The organism is Caballeronia temeraria, from assembly GCF_001544795.2.
Lineage (GTDB): Bacteria > Pseudomonadota > Gammaproteobacteria > Burkholderiales > Burkholderiaceae > Caballeronia > Caballeronia temeraria.
Genome location: NZ_FCOI02000033.1, coordinates 1 through 15,708 on the forward strand (window position 1 = coordinate 1; position 15,708 = coordinate 15,708).

General features: G+C 63.3%; 11 protein-coding genes. 6 read left to right on the forward strand and 5 right to left on the reverse strand.

The features are described from left to right. Nucleotides 1–327: 327 nt before the first annotated feature. A complete protein-coding gene (purU, locus tag AWB76_RS31610; protein WP_061164048.1) occupies nt 328–1,203 on the reverse strand; it encodes a formyltetrahydrofolate deformylase in 876 nt (291 codons plus the stop codon). Between the two features lie 119 nt (nt 1,204–1,322). Continuing rightward, nucleotides 1,323–2,234, reverse strand: coding sequence for a choline sulfate utilization transcriptional regulator (locus AWB76_RS31615; protein WP_061164049.1), 912 nt, complete (start codon nt 2,232–2,234; stop codon nt 1,323–1,325). Nucleotides 2,235–2,342: 108 nt separating this feature from the next. Between AWB76_RS31615 and betC the strand changes: the two genes are divergently transcribed. Next, entirely contained in the window at nt 2,343–3,878 is a 1,536-nt protein-coding gene (gene betC / locus AWB76_RS31620; RefSeq protein WP_061164050.1) for a choline-sulfatase, read from the forward strand. Between the two features lie 44 nt (nt 3,879–3,922). Beyond that, nucleotides 3,923–4,870, forward strand: a complete 948-nt coding sequence (locus AWB76_RS31625; RefSeq protein WP_061164051.1) for a choline ABC transporter substrate-binding protein — start codon at nt 3,923–3,925, stop codon at nt 4,868–4,870. Between the two features lie 23 nt (nt 4,871–4,893). Here the strand turns inward: AWB76_RS31625 and AWB76_RS31630 are convergent, their stop codons facing one another. After that, nucleotides 4,894–5,898 carry a glycosyltransferase family 2 protein gene (locus AWB76_RS31630; RefSeq protein ID WP_061164052.1) on the reverse strand — a complete coding sequence of 335 codons (1,005 nt, stop codon included), beginning with the start codon at nt 5,896–5,898 and terminating at the stop codon, nt 4,894–4,896. A gap of 422 nt (nt 5,899–6,320) precedes the next feature. Between AWB76_RS31630 and AWB76_RS31635 the strand changes: the two genes are divergently transcribed. Next, on the forward strand, nt 6,321–7,469 hold the full coding sequence (locus tag AWB76_RS31635) for a porin (RefSeq protein ID WP_061164053.1): 1,149 nt from the start codon (nt 6,321–6,323) through the stop codon (nt 7,467–7,469). Here AWB76_RS31635 and AWB76_RS31640 read toward each other — a convergent pair. Together AWB76_RS31640 and AWB76_RS31645 are read right to left on the reverse strand one after the other, a co-directional pair. Beyond that, a complete protein-coding gene (locus AWB76_RS31640; protein ID WP_061164054.1) occupies nt 7,466–8,443 on the reverse strand; it encodes a GlxA family transcriptional regulator in 978 nt (325 codons plus the stop codon). The genes AWB76_RS31635 and AWB76_RS31640 overlap by 4 nt on opposite strands. Nucleotides 8,444–8,560: 117 nt before the next feature. After that, nucleotides 8,561–11,629, reverse strand: a complete 3,069-nt coding sequence (locus AWB76_RS31645; RefSeq protein WP_061164055.1) for an acetoacetate--CoA ligase — start codon at nt 11,627–11,629, stop codon at nt 8,561–8,563. Nucleotides 11,630–12,158: 529 nt separating this feature from the next. On the opposite strand from AWB76_RS31645, the gene AWB76_RS31650 reads away from it, so the two are divergent. The 3 genes from AWB76_RS31650 (at nt 12,159) to AWB76_RS31660 (ending at nt 15,705) form a co-directional block, all read left to right on the forward strand. Beyond that, nucleotides 12,159–13,109, forward strand: coding sequence for a choline ABC transporter substrate-binding protein (locus tag AWB76_RS31650; RefSeq protein WP_061164056.1), 951 nt, complete (start codon nt 12,159–12,161; stop codon nt 13,107–13,109). Between the two features lie 698 nt (nt 13,110–13,807). Further along, nucleotides 13,808–14,737, forward strand: a complete 930-nt coding sequence (gene cdhC / locus AWB76_RS31655; protein ID WP_061164057.1) for a 3-dehydrocarnitine:acetyl-CoA trimethylamine transferase CdhC — start codon at nt 13,808–13,810, stop codon at nt 14,735–14,737. A 20-nt stretch (nt 14,738–14,757) separates the two neighbouring features. Continuing rightward, nucleotides 14,758–15,705 (forward strand): L-carnitine dehydrogenase, encoded by a 948-nt coding sequence (locus AWB76_RS31660; RefSeq protein ID WP_061164058.1) that lies wholly within the window; start codon nt 14,758–14,760, stop codon nt 15,703–15,705. The last annotated feature ends 3 nt before the right edge of the window (nt 15,706–15,708 follow it).

Here is a 15,708-nt window from a genome sequence, read left to right on the forward strand (position 1 = left end):
CCAATGGTTTCCCTCGCAGACCCGGCGGCAGCGCGCAGCGCTGTGCCGGAACTCTTTCGTGCTGAACCAGCGCCCTAGAATGACCGGCTAGTCAGACCGTGCGCGATCCAAGCCCGTTGGGGCCTTCGAGGGCACTCTTTAGGCGAGTGCCACCGAGGACGAGAGGACTACCCAAATTGCGTGTGACCGCGGGCCTGAACGAGCTGCTTTCTTTGGTTACTTTCTTTGCAGCAGCAAAGAAAGTGACTGCCGCCCCGCACAGGGGCAGTGCAAATAGACCGATAAGAAAACGGGACCCGGCGAAAGCACAAGCAAGCAAACAACGGCTCAACGCAAAACCACAGTCCGCTCCCCATTGATAAAAACCCGCCGCTCGATAAACGCTTTAACGGCGCGTGCAAGCGTAATGCACTCCACATCCCGCCCGGTGGCGAGCAACCGCTCCGGCCCATAGGAATGATCGACCCGTTCGACTTCCTGCTCGATGATCGGCCCTTCATCAAGATCATCGGTAACGAAATGCGCCGTCGCGCCGATAAGCTTCACCCCACGCGTATGCGCCTGATGATAGGGTTTAGCCCCCTTGAACCCCGGCAAAAACGAATGATGAATATTGATCGCACGCCCGGCGAGCTTGCGACTCGTCTCGCCCGAAAGAATCTGCATATACCGCGCAAGCACCATCAATTCGGCGCCTGAAGTCTCGAACAGATCGAGCAAGCGCGCTTCCTGCTGCGCCTTGGTATCGGCGGTGATGGGCAGATGATGGAACGGCAAGCCATGCTGCTCCGCCAGATGCGCAAGATCCGTATGATTCGACCCGATCCCGACGATATCCATCTTCAACTCGCCCATGCGCCAGCGGAACAGCAAGTCCGCAAGACAGTGCTCGAGCTTCGACACCATGAGCAGCACCTTCGGCCGCACGGCGAGATCGTGCATCGCCCAGGACATCGAGAAACGCGCCGCGATCGCCTCGAATTCGCGCTTCAGCATCGCGAGATCGAGCGTCTCCTCAGGCCGCGCGCCATGAAACACGCAACGCACGAAAAAACGCTCCGAGAGATCGTCGTCGAAGACAGTGAGTTCGTCGATATAACCGTGATGCCGCTCCAGAAAGCCGACGATGGCGGCGACCTGTCCCGCCGCGCTCGGGCACGAAACGGTAAGCACCAGTTGATCAAAGCGGGTATCGGCTGCCATGCGTGCTCCACATTCGAATGGTTGCAGCACCGCGAAATGCGGCGAGCGTACGCGCTAGTAAAGCAAACCCACGCGCCTTCCGGATAGAAGCGAACCGCCGCGTAAATAGTACGAAAACGTCAGCCGGCGACGTCGCATTCGTCCAGCAGCCACTCGCTGAACGCTCGCACTGCCGCGGACGGCTCGCGCTGCGTCACGAGCACGTAGCCGCGATCGGTGACGAGCGGCGCATCGCAGAGCGCGACGAGCTGGCCCGTTGCGATCAGTTCGTCGATGAGCGGCGCCCAGCCGAGCGCCACACCTTGGCCCATCACTGCCGCATGCGCGACGAGCGCGTAGCTGTTGAACGTGAAGCCGCCATGCGTCGGCGGCGCGGCGAGACCGTGTGCTTGGAACCATGCGTTCCACGAAAGCCAGCGCTCCGGAAATGTCGGCTCCAGATGCAGCAGCGGCAGCTTCAGAAGATCGGCGGGCGACACAGGCTCGCTTCTGCCCGCGATCAACGCCGGGCTGCACACCGGCATCACGCGCTCCGCGAAAAGCTTTACGGCGCTCTTGCCGCTCCAGTCCGCTTGCGTGTCGCCGAACACGATCACGACATCGGCATGATCGCCCGATGCGCTCGGCAAGCTCTGCGACGTGATGATCTTCACGTCGACGTCGGGCATCAGCGCCTTGAACTGCGGCAGGCGCGGCATCAGCCAGTAGGTGGCGAAGCCGAAGTCGGTGGACAGCGTGAGCGTGCGCTGCGCATGACGCGAGCGGATATCCGACGTCGCCGCGCGAATCACATCGAGCCCATGACGCACCGCATCGAAAAGACGCGCGCCGTCGTCAGTCAGCGTGACGCCGCGATGCCCGCGCTCGAATAGCGCCGCGCCCAGCGACTCTTCCAGCTGCACGACACGCTGACTCACGGCGGGTTGCGTCGAGCCGAGCTCGCGCGCGGCGGCCGTAAAGCTCGCGAGACGCGCGGCGGATTCGAACATCAACAGCGCCTGCATCGGTGGCAGGCGTTCTTGCCGCGACATAAGTGCCCCTTATATGCGCATAACGAAATGCTGTCTTCACAGCCGCGATTTGAACGGCAATAGTGACATCGAACGCTCAGTGAACGATTCTATTCGAGGCACGCATTCATGCTTGAGACGAAACAAAATATCCTTGTGCTGATGGCCGATCAGCTCACGCCCTTCGCACTCTCCGCCTACGGCAATCGCGTGACGAAGACGCCGCGCATCGACGCGCTCGCACGCGAAGGCGTCGTGTTCGACTCCGCGTATTGCGCGAGCCCGCTGTGCGCGCCGTCGCGCTTTTCGCTTCTCGCGGGCAAGCTGCCTTCGAACATCGGCGCGTACGACAACGCCGCCGAATTTCCGTCCGAATCGCTTACCTTCGCGCACTATCTGCGCGCCGAAGGCTATCGCACGATTCTCTCCGGCAAGATGCATTTCTGCGGCGCGGATCAGTTGCACGGCTTCGAGGAACGCCTCACGACCGATATCTATCCCGCCGATTTCGGCTGGACGCCCGACTGGCAGAACGCCGACGCACGCCCGACCTGGTATCACAACATGGGCTCAGTGATCGATGCGGGCCCGTGCGTGCGCACCAATCAACTCGACTTCGACGACGAAGTGACCTTCACGACGCGTCAAAAGCTTTTCGATATCGCACGCGAGCGCAACGCGGGCAAGGACGCGCGTCCCTTCATGATGGTCGCGTCGCTCACGCATCCGCACGACCCGTATGCGATTCCGCGCAAGTACTGGGATCTGTATCGCGATGAAGACATCGACATGCCTTCGTATCGCGATTCGCTCGATGCCTGCGATCCGCATTCGAAGCGTCTGCGCCATGTGTACGAAGCCGACCGCACGCCGCCGACGGAGCGCCAGGTCCGCAACGCACGGCGCGCGTACTACGGCGCGGTGTCCTATGTCGACGACCAGTTCGCGTCGATTCTCGAAGCGCTCGACGAGGCCGGATTGGCGGACGATACGATCATCATCGTCACGTCGGATCACGGCGAAATGCTCGGCGAACGCGGCCTCTGGTACAAGATGACGTTCTTCGAAGGCGGCTGCCGCGTGCCGCTCATCGTGCATGCGCCGAAGCAGTTCCGCGCGCATCGCGTGAAGGATTCGGTCTCGCATCTCGATGTGCTGCCCACGCTCGTCGACTTCGCTCGCGGAGAAGCGCCGCAGACATGGCCCGATAGCATCGATGGTCAGAGCCTCGTGCCGCACTTGCGCGAGACCGGCGGGCATGACGAAGCGATCGGCGAATATCTCGCGGAAGGCGCGATCGCGCCCATCGTGATGATCCGGCGCGGCCGCTTCAAGTTCATCCACACACGCGTCGATCCCGATCAGCTTTACGACGTCCAAGCCGATCCCTTCGAGCGCGAGAACCTCGCGAGCGATGAACGTCACGCCGCGCAAGTGGCCGAGTTCCGCGCCGAGATCGCGCGCCGCTGGAATCTCGACGCATTGCATCAGGACGTTCTGACGAGCCAGCGTCGCCGTCATTTCCACTTCGCCGCGACGACGCAAGGCACGATTCAGTCATGGGACTGGCAGCCTCATGTCGATGCGAGCCAGCGCTACATGCGCAATCACATCGATCTGGACGATCTCGAAGCGATGGCGCGCTTTCCCAGCGTCGAGCACTGATGCATCGGCCGCAATCCCCACACCACATCCATCAGGATCGCACCATGAAAAAGGGCTTCATCCGCACGCTCTTCGCCGCCGCGCTCGCTTGCGCGGCTTCTCATGCGTTCGCCGCCGAACCGCAGTCCTGCACGCAGGTGCGCATGGCCGGGCCGGGCTGGACCGACATCGACGCGACCAACGCGATGAGCGGCATCGTGCTCAAGGCGCTCGGTTATCGGCAGAACGTCGCGAATCTGTCGGTGCCGATCACCTATCAGGGCATGAAGAAAGGGCAGATCGACGTGTTCCTCGGCAACTGGATGCCCGCGCAGGCGCCGCTCGTGAAGCCGTTCTTCGAGGAGAAGTCGATCGACGTGGTGCGCCCGAATCTCTCGAACGCGAAGTTCACGCTCGCGGTGCCGGACTATGTGGCGGCGGCCGGCGTGCATTCGTTCGCGGATCTCGCGAAGAACGCCGGCAAGTTCGATAACCGCATCTACGGCATCGAGCCGGGCGCGCCCGCGAATCAGAACATCAAGCACATGGTCGACGACAAGGCCTTCGGCTTAGGCGACTGGAAGCTCGTGGAATCGAGCGAAACGGCGATGCTCACGCAAGTGGAGCGCGCGGTGCGCGACAAGAAGTGGATCGTGTTTCTCGCGTGGGAGCCTCATCTGATGAACACGAAGTTCAAGCTCGCCTATCTCGATGGCGGCGACAAGTACTTCGGCCCGAACTACGGCGGCGCGACGGTGAACACGGTGGCGCGCAGCGGCTACGAGCAGCAATGTCCGAACGTGAGCCGGCTCTTCAGGCAGATGGCGTTCAACGTCGATCTGGAAAACGGCGTGATCACCGAAGTGCTCGAGAAGAAGACCCATGTCGATGCAGCCGCCACGGATGCGCTCAAGCGTCATCCGGAGCTGCTGAAGTCATGGCTGGACGGCGTGACCACGGCGAGCGGCGGCAACGGGCTGGAAGCCGTTCAGACCGCGCTCGGCGTGAAGTGAGTGAGACGCGGGGAGTCGCCGGCTCAGAGCTCGAGCGCGTCGAACGCCGAAGCGGTGCGCGGCGAAACGAGGTAGCGCATGGCCTGCACGTGCGACGCATCGAGGAGCTTGTTGTCGATATAGATGCCGAGCATTTTTTCGAGCCGGTCGATGACGATTTCCTGCACGATGGAAACGTCCTGTCCGAGATCGCGCGCCCTGGCGGCGACGAATCTGTCGATTGCGCGCACGATCGTGAGCATGGCGTCCGTCGAGCCCGGATAGACGCTCAGGAACGGCGCCAGGACGAGATCGATGTCGCTCGGATCGAGCGACGGATACCAGAGCGACAGCAGGCGTCGCCGTGCGGTCTGAAGCCACGGTTCCGCGATGTCCGTCCGGCTGTTCGTGAAGCTGCCGCGATGCGACCGGTGCTCCGTGAGAACCTGGTCGACATTGGCGAGCTTGCCGCCGGCCGCCATCACCGAGGTGAGGTAGTCCAGGTCTTCGGCGCTGGCCGAGCGGTCGTCGAACCGGACGTGATGCTTGCGGACAAAGGCGCGCCGCACCATGAGTGTACCGCCGCTGATCGTGTTGGCGCCGTCGAGCAGGCGCGCCTTGATATTGCCGTCGCCCATCGCGCAATGCGCGATGCCGTCGGGTACGTCGCCGAATACGCGGGCATGCGATCCGGCGACTGCCAGCCGGTCACATTCTCTGAACGCGTTGACCTGAGCGGCCAGCCGATGCGGCAGCGCTCTGTCGTCCGCGTCCAGACGAGCGATGAACTCGCCTCGAGCCGCGTCGAAGCCCGCATTCGACGCCGTGCTGATGCCCTGGTTCCGGTCGAAGCGAATGATACGGACGCGCGGGTCGCCGCCGGCTGCGTGGCGGGCGACGGACCGCGTCTGATCGCTCGAACCATCGTCCACGACGATGAGTTCCCAGCTTTCGAGCGTTTGACACTGAATGGAGGCGATGGCTTCGCCGATATAGGCCTCGGCGTTGAAGGCGGGAATGACGACAGTGACGAGAGGAAAGGATGACACGGCAGTTCGGAAAGCAAAGGGTTGGGCAGGCAGCGTTCCCGAAGACCACTGAAAATTGGCGGCCTCGGCCCTGATCGCTGATGCGGGACTGACGGAATGCAGCTTTTTTACATATTCCGAAGTATGCGGAGCGGTGCCCCGTCGCGACTATCGGGCATGTCCGAAATCGCCGCTGTTCTCTCGACGTGAAACACAGCATTGCAGTAGTCGCAACTGGACAGATTTGCGTCGCACCCGGTCGAGCCGCGACATATATGGACCCTTATTTTTACGACAGCGGCACACAGCTTCATCGCATTCCGTAGCAGATCAAACGTAGTCTCCGGCAACGTCAGCTTGCGATATGTCCTCACGCCGTGCGCGCGAGGCAGGGCATCGCTTTTTCCAACGCAATATCGATCAGGACGAGCAAAGGACAGCACATGAGAAAAGGACATGCCGCAAAGATCGCAGGCCTCGCGTTCGCAGCGGGCGCGGCGAGCGTACCGATGGCGGCGCATGCGCAAAGCAGCGTGACGCTATACGGCATTCTCGATGCAGGCGTCACGTGGGTCAGCAACACAGGCGGCTCGCACGTGGTGAAGTTCGACGACGGCATTTCCTACGGCAACCGCATCGGCTTTCGTGGCACCGAGGATCTGGGCGGCGGATTGCAGGCGGTCTTCGTGCTCGAATCGGGCTTTCATCTCGGCAATGGCCAGCTCGGCTTCGGCGGCGCGGAATTCGGCCGGCAAGCCTATGTGGGCCTGAAGAACCAGTGGGGCACGGTATCGCTCGGCAATCAGCTCGACATGACCGAGGAGTTCGTCTATCTCTACAACATCTCCGCGTGGGCGAGCGGCTACGCGATCCACCAGGGCGACTTCGACCGCATGAACGGCGACCGTCTGCCGAACTCGATCAAGTTCCTGTCGAACAACTTCGGCGGCTTCACGTTCGGCGGCATGTATTCGTTCGGCAATCAGGCGGGCGACTTCCATCGCAACAGCGCGTGGAGCGTCGGCGCGCACTATGCGGCGAACACCTTTAATGTCGGCGCGGCGTACACGCAACTGAACAACCCGAACGGCATCTATGCGTTCGATCCCTACGCGATGATCGGCGCGCGCACGTTCCTCGGCCAGCCGACGGTATCGGTCAACCCGACGACGGGCGCCGTCACCGATCTCTATAGCTCGACGCCGTTTCCCGTCGACAAGCAGGGCGCGTTCGCCGTGGGCGCGGCGTGGACCATCGGCGACCTGATGCTGTCGGGCAACTTCACGTACACGACTATCAAGGGACTCGGCCAGACTTCGCACATGCAGGTCTACGAAGGCGGCGCGTCATACAGCTTCATGCCCGACCTGAGTCTCTACGGCGGCTATCAGCACACGCGCTTCGAAGGCAATCACTGGAATCAGGGCTCGCTCGGCCTGCACTATCTGCTCTCGAAGCGCACTGACGTCTATGTCTCCGGCGACTACTTGCGCGCGTCCGGTCCCATCGATGCAGTGATCGGCTACAGCTTCACGCCGTCGTCGTCGAATACGCAGTCGGATGTACGTATCGGCATGCGGCATTCGTTCTAAGCCGCAGCGAGCCGCGCGGGCGGGACGGCGCGCAATGCGCTGCGGTCCTGCCGCGGGCTCGTGTGAAAGCGCGCGCGATACGTGCGCGAGAAATGCGACGGCGATTCGAAGCCGCACGCGACGCACACGGCGAGTATCGACATGTCGGTCTGATGCAGCAGTTCGCGCGCGCGCACGAGGCGCAGGCCGAGGTAGAAATGCGTCGGCGTGTCCTTCATCGACGCGCAGAAGAGCCGCTCGAGTTGCCGCCGCGTCACGCCGATGGACTCGGCGAGCGCATCCGGCGACAGCGGTTCCTCCATGTGCTGCTCCATCAGTTCGATGACCTGAATCAGCTTGCGATTGTGGATGCCGTAGCGCGCCGCGATCTGCATGCGCTGATGATCCGAGCGCTGCCTGATGCGCCCCAGCACGAACTGCTCCGACACTTGCGCCGCGAGCTCCGCGCCGTGCTCGCGCGCGATCAGATCGAGCATCAGATCGATCGATGCCGTGCCGCCCGCGCACGTGATGCGCCGCGTGTCGATTTCGAAAAGCTCCTGACTCGTCGCGATCGCCGGATAACGCTCGGTGAACGCGGCGGCCGCTTCCCAATGCAGCGTCGCGCGCTTGCCCGCGAGCAGGCCGGCTTGCGCGAGAATGAAGCTGCCCGTGTCGATGCCGCCGAGCGTCGCGCCCGCGCGATCGAGCCGCTTGAGCCAGTCGCCGATCGCGCGCGTGTAGCCCGACAGCGGCTCGAAGCCCGACACGACGAACACCGTGCGCGCATCGTTCACCTGATCGAACGCGCATTCGGCGTTGAGCGTGATGCCGTTGCTCGCGGCGACCGGCCCGCCGTCGACGCTGAGAATGTGCCAGCGATACAGCTCGCCCGCGAAGCGATTGGCGACGCGCAGCGGCTCGATCGCGGACATGAATCCGATCGACGAGAATTCGGGCAGCAACAGGAAATGGAAATCGTGGGGAGCGGACATCGGTCGATGATCAAGGCTCGTCGATGAGCAAGCCTTCCACCCTAGCGCGCACAATAAACGCGCGCAATCCGGCGCGCCCCGTAGGACGGGCGGATCGCGATGACGTTACACGCGGGTCTAGGCGCTCGCGAGCGCGTTCGTGAGCGTCTGTGCGACCGTGGCGAGATGCGGCTCCACCACGAGGTCGGTATGCCTGCCGATGACCGGCATCACGCGCACGCCCTGCTTCGCGACGCGCTGCCACACCGGCAGCGGATCGCTGCGCGATTCGTCGAGCAGCGTCGCGCGCACGTAGACGATCGGACCGCCGTCGTAGCGGCGCGGCTTGTAGGTCGCCATCGCGACGTTCATCGAATCGCGCACGCGCTGGAGCACGGGCGGCAGATCCGCGATGTCGCTCGCGGGCCGGTGCGTCTCCTTGCCCATGCGCCCGCGCACGCGGCCGGTGAGCGCCGCCGCCTTGCCGCGCACGAAGCCGATGCGCGCGCCCGCTTCGAGCGAGCGCAGTTCGCGCAGACGTTCGACGAACACGCCCGCCTGATAGCGCGTCCACAGCGAGAAGGGCAGACAGTGCGTGTGAATGTAGGTATCGAGCAGGCAGAGCATTTCGATCTTTTCGCCCGCCGCGACGAGCTGCTGCGCGATCTCGAACGCGACCAGTCCGCCGAACGAATAGCCGACGAGCGCATACGGGCCGCTCGGCTGCACTTCGCGCATGCGCAGCACGTAGCCGCGCGCCATTTCCTCGACGCTGTGCTGCGGCGGTTCATCGCCGTCGAGGCCGAGCGCCTGCAGGCCGTAGACGGGCCGCTCGTTCTGCACCATGCCGGCGAGCGTCAGGCACTCCATCACGGAGCCGGTGATGCTGTGCACCATGAAGATCGGCCGGCCGACGCCCGCGCGCATCTGCACGAGCGTCGAGTCCGCGGTGCGCGCGCCGGGTTCGGCGGCGAGCACGGCGGCGAGTCGCCCGATGGTCGGCGCGACGATCATCGTCGAGAGAGGAAGGGCGCGGCCGGTCGCGCGCTGCACGTCGGCGAGCATGCGCGCGGCGAGCAGCGAATGGCCGCCGAGCTCGAAGAAGTTGTCGTCGCGGCCGATCGGCGAGAAGCTGAAATGCTGCTCCCAGAGCGCGCACAAATACGTTTCGATGGCGTCGATCGATTCGCCCGGCGCGGGCAGTTCGCGTTTCGCGCGGGTGAGCGACGGATGCTCGCGAATCTGATCGAGACATTCCGGATTGGCCAGCGACGACACATTGCGCGCGGGCAGGCCGTTGACCGCATCGCGCGCGGCGGCTTCGGATGGCTTGTTGTTGTGCGTGACAGGCAGGCCATCGACTTTCACGATGACATCGGGCACGAGCGCGGCGGAGCCTTTGCGCGTCAAGTCGCGGCGCACGCGCGCGGCGAGCGCCGCGTTCAGTTGCGCGCCCGGCCGCAGCACGAGCAGCAGCACGATGCGCTGGCCGGCATCGCCCGCGTTGGCGCCGGTCTGGGCGACGACCATCGCATGACGGATCTCGTGAATCTCGCTCAGGATGCGATAGATCTCGCCCGGGCTCACGTTGATGCCGCGCACGTTGAGCACGCCGTCGCTGCGGCCGTGCAGGCGCGCGGAGCCTTCCGGCGAGAACTCGATCACGTCGCCGTGCGTCCACACGCCTTCGTTGGCGGCGAAATACGCCTTGTGGAAGCGCGAGCCGTCGTCGTCGCCGAAGAAGCCGAGCGGACGCGACGGAAACGGATTCGTGCAGACGAGCTCGCCCGGCATGATCGTGCTCGCGCCCTGATCGAACGCCTGCACGTCGAGGCCGAGGCTTCTGCACTGCGCTTCGCCCGCATAGACAGGCAGATTCGGGTTGCCGAGCACGAAGCAGCCGATGATGTCCGTGCCGCCCGAAATCGATTGCAACTGCAACTGCTTCACGTGCTTGTAAACCCACTCGAATTGCGAGTCGTAGAGCACGGCGCCCGTGGACATCATCGCGCGCAGTGCGGAGAGATCGAACTGCGCGGCAGGCTCGATGCCCGCATCCTCGCTCATCTTCAGATAGGCGGGACTCGTGCCGAAGACGGTCGCGCGCTCGTTCGCGATGAGACGCCAGAGCGTGTCGACGGCGGCGACGGGCCCGTCGTACGTGACGATCTCGACGCCCGACGCGAGCACCGACACTTGCCAGTTCCACATCATCCACGAGCAGCTCGTGTGGAAAAAGAGCTTGTCGCCGGGACCGAAGTCGCTGTGCAGACGATGCTCCTTCACATGTTCGAGCAACGTTCCGCCCGCGCCGTGCACGATGCATTTCGGCTTGCCGGTCGTGCCCGACGAAAACATGATGAAGAGCGGATGGTTGAACGGGAAGCGCTTCCATGCAAAGCGCATCGCGTCGCCATGTGCGATCAGCGCGCGCAGTTCGTGCTGGCGCTGCGTCACCGTGCTGGGCAGTTCGGTGTCGTCGAGGCAGACGACATCGGTCAGCGACGGCAATTGCGCGACCACGGCGGCAACGTGCCCCGAGAGCGAGCCGCCCGTGTCGAAGGGGCGCTGCATCGTGTGGGCGAACATGAACGTCGGATCGAGCGGGGCGAAGCGATCGAGAATCGCCTGCACGCCGTTTTCCGGCGCGGCTGTCGAGAGCGTTGCGCCGAGCGCGGTCACGGCGAGCGCCGCGGTGATCGCTTCGCAGTCGTTGCGCATGATCGCGACCACGCGGTCGCCTTCCTTCAGCCCGAGTTCGGAGAGCGCCTGCGCGAGACGCACGACGCGCTCGCGCAATTCGCCGCGCGTGTAGGTCAGGCGGCGGCCATCGGCGAAACAGGAGGTGATCGCGGGCGCGTCGTCGGGCGCGATGCGCTTGCCGAGCAGATTCTCGGCGTAGTTCAGTAAGACGTTGGGGAAGAAGCGCGCCGTTTCGCACTGGTTGCCGATGCAGACGGGCTCGTCGGAACCTGACCATTCGAGTCCGTGCGCCGATTCGAGAAAGCATTTCCAGAATTGGCGATAGTCACGCACCGAGTGAGCATGCAGTTCCGAATAGTCGGCGAAGTGCGCGCCGGTTGCCTTTTCGAAAGCCTGTGCAAAGGCTGTCATGCGCGATGCGGAAATCTGTTCGGCGGAAGGCAGGTAAAGCGGTTCTCGCGCGTAGAGCCGCGCGCTCTCTCGGATGGCGTCTTGACGGTCCATTATCCAGGCACCTTAGTTTTGGGCAGCGTGTATCGAACGGCTATGTTCCCGGCAGACTTCGCGGCAAGCTCCACTGCGAAAGCTTTGCGTTTCTTTCAGCCGCGTCGCTGCCGAGACGAGCTATCTCTTTCCCGAACAATAACCGTCCGCACGTCGCGGCAATGTGCGACCAACCACAGAGGCCGTGGCGTTTCGGCAAAGATTGATCTTGCACAAGCGCGTCGCGCATGCTTCGGATACCGAACGGCGGCAATAAATACGTTTCGCGGACGGACTGTTCATCTCAATGGGTGTTAACACCATTGGCGCCGATCTTTCGGATATGAGCAAAAAAGCCTCATTACAAGGCGCTTACGTGTAATGTTCGCCGCATGCGAACGAGCGTGCATGAACGGTATGTCGGGGCAGGTCGCAGGCAGTCAAGTCGCGGTCGCAAGCGGGCGTTCGGGCGCTTTTATGCGGCGTTACTTTGTATGCACGCCGGCACTCGAACCGGCGCATCGATCCAACTCTCAACGAAAGGCTCGCCATGAGACAACGCCTGATTTCCACACTGCTTTTTGCCGGCGCGTGCGCCGCGTTGGCTGCCGCTCAGGGCGCGCACGCGGAGGATGCGAGCTGCCGCACGGTGCGCTTCGTCGATATCGGCTGGACCGACATCACGTCGACGACGGCGCTTGCGTCGGTCGTATTCGAAGGGCTGGGCTATGCGCCGCGGACGACGGTCGCATCGGTGCCGATTTCGCTCGCGGGCTTGAAGAGCAAGCAGATCGATGTGTCGCTTGGTTACTGGTGGCCGGTGCAGCAGAAGGCGGTCGAGCCGTTCCTGGAAGCGAAGAGCATCGAGAAGCTGGAGCCGCCGAATCTGTCGGGCGCGAAGGCGACGCTGGCGGTGCCGAGCTATGCATATGACGCGGGCATCAAGACGTTTGCGGATATCGCGAAACATCGCGATGAGCTGGGCGGCACGATTTACGGCATCGAGCCCGGCAGCAGCGCGAACGCGAAGATCCAGAAAATGATCGACACGAACCAGTTCGGACTGGGCGGATTCAAGCTGGTGCAGTCGAGCGAGGCGGGGATGCTGGTGACGGTGGAGCGTGCGATCCGCGAGAAGAAGCCGGTGGTGTTTCTCGGCTGGGAGCCGCATCCGATGAACATCCAGATGAAGATCAGTTATCTCTCCGGCGGGGATGATGTGTTCGGGCCGAACTACGGCGAAGCGCGCGTGTACACGCTGACGAATACGGATTTTCTGACGCGTTGCCCGAATGCCGGGAAGTTTGTTTCCAATTTGCGCTTTACGACGGATCTGGAGAATCGGCTGATGCAGCCGGTGATGAACAAGGAGCGGCCTCAGGAGGCGGCGAAGGCCTATCTCAAGCAGAACCCCCAGGTGCTGGATGCCTGGCTCGCAGGCGTGAAGACTCTTGACGGTAAGGATGGCCTGCCGGCGGTTAGGCAGTATCTTGGGCTTTGAGGTTTTTGGTTTTTTTTCGCCGGATCCCTTTGCGTTGCCGGTCTATTAGCACTGCCCCTGTGCGGGGCGGCAGTCACTTTCTTTGCTGCTGCAAAGAAAGTAACCAAAGAAAGCAGCTCGAAACGCCCGCGGTCACACGTAGTTTGGGTAGTTCTCTCGTCCACGGCGGCACTCGCCTAAAGAGTGCCCTCGAAGGACTAACCGGGCTTGGATCGCGCACGGTCTGACAAGCTAGGAGGTTTAGGGCGCTGGTTCAGCGCGAAAGAGTTCCGGCACAGCGCTACGCGCTGCCGCAGGGTATGCGAGGGAAACCAACGTGCGGCACGCGCAGTGAGATGGACATGTTAGCAAAGAAGCACACGCAGCCCCGATTGACCGGTCGGCCGCGAAGCAGGCTGGAGCCATTTCGTGCTGAACCCGTTCGTTATGCGGCGCGAAGCGGCAGACCGTGCGCGATCCAAGCCGGGTGATTGTGATGAGGGCACTCTTTAGGCGAGTGCCGCTGAGGACGAGAGAACTACCCAAATTGCGTGTGACCGCAGGCGTATCGAGCTGCTTTCTTTGGTTACTTTCTTTGCAGCAGCAAAGAAAGTGACTGCCGCCCCGCACAGGGGCAGCGCAAATAGACCGAGAAGAAAACAGGATTCAACGAAAACCCAATGCCAAAGTATTAGGAACCCTAAAGGAAGGCCAAAAACATGAACTACGAAGTGATAGTAACGTGCGCGGTAACGGGCGCAGGCGACACGACGAGCAAGCACCCGTCGATCCCGGTAACGCCGAAGCAGATCGCAGACGCGGCGATAGAAGCGGCCCGAGCGGGCGCCACCGTCGCGCATTGCCATGTCCGCGATCCGAAGACCGGAAGAGGCAGCCGCGACCCGGCGTTATACCGGGAGGTGGTGGACCGCATTCGCTCATCCGATACCGATGTGATCATCAACCTGACGGCGGGCATGGGCGGCGACCTCGAGATCGGCGCGGGCGAAGACCCGATGCGCTTCGGTCAAGGCACCGACCTCGTCGGCGGACTCACGCGTCTTGCCCACGTCGAAGAACTGCTGCCCGAAATCTGCACCCTCGACTGCGGCACGCTCAATTTCGGCGATGGCGACTACATCTACGTATCGACGCCCGCGCAACTTCGAGCCGGCGCCAAACGCATCCAGGAACTCGGCGTGAAGCCGGAACTGGAAATCTTCGACACAGGCCACCTCTGGTTCGCCAATCAACTGCTGAAAGAAGGCCTGCTCGACAACCCGCCCCTCTTTCAACTGTGCATGGGCATTCCGTGGGGCGCGCCGCCCGACACCGGCACGATGAAAGCCATGGTCGACAACCTGCCGCCCGGCGCGCATTGGGCCGGCTTCGGCATCGGCCGCATGCAAATGCCGATGGTCGCGCAAGCGATGCTCCTCGGCGGCCACGTGCGCGTCGGTCTCGAAGACAACCTGTGGCTCGATCGCGGCGTCCACGCGACGAACGGCACGCTCGTGCAACGCGCCGTGGAAATCATCGAACGGCTGGGCGCACGCGCGCTCACGCCCGCCGAAGGCCGCCGCAAGCTCGGACTTCGCCCGCGCGGCGAACGTCTGCTGGAAAAACGCACCGCAGAACAATTCGCCTGAACTGACAAGGACACGACGACATGCAAGTCAAGCAATTCGCCGCGCTCGGCGCGGGTGTGATCGGCAGCGGCTGGGTGGCGCGCGCGCTCGCGCACGGACTCGATGTCACCGCGTGGGACCCGGCGCCCGGCGCCGAGGCGCAGCTGCGCGCCAACGTCGCGAATGCATGGCCCGCGCTCGAACGCGTCGGCCTGACGGAAGGCGCATCGCAAAAAAGATTGCGCTTCGTCGCGACCGTCGAGGAATGCGTCGCCGATGCCGACTTCATCCAGGAAAGCGCGCCCGAGCGCGAGGAACTGAAGCTCGCGCTGCACGAGCGCGTGAGCCGCGCAGCCGAGGCCGATGCCCTCATCGCGTCGTCCACATCCGGGCTTCTGCCGAGCGAGTTCTACGCGCGCGCCGTCAATCCCGCGCGCTGCGTCGTCGGGCATCCGTTCAATCCGGTGTACCTGCTGCCGCTCGTCGAAGTGCTCGGCGGCGACCAGACGTCCGGCGAAGCCATCGATGCAGCCATGAGCTTCTACGCCTCCATCGGCATGCGGCCGCTGCGTGTGAGGAAGGAAGTGCCGGGCTTCATCGCGGACCGGCTGCTCGAAGCGCTCTGGCGCGAGGCGCTGCATCTCGTGAACGACGGCGTCGCGACGACCGGCGAAATCGACGACGCCATCCGCTACGGCGCAGGCATCCGCTGGTCGTTCATGGGCACGTTCCTGACCTACACGCTGGCCGGCGGCGAAGCGGGCATGCGACACTTCATGCAGCAGTTCGGCCCCGCGCTCGAATTGCCGTGGACGAAGCTCGTCGCGCCGAAACTCACCGATGAGCTCATCGACCGCGTGGTCGACGGCACGTCGAAACAGACGAACGGGCGCGGCATCAAGGAACTGGAGCGTTATCGCGACGACTGCATCGCGAGCGTGATCGAGGCGATCGCGCAGGCGAAGGCGCGTCACGGCATCGAAGACTAAAGG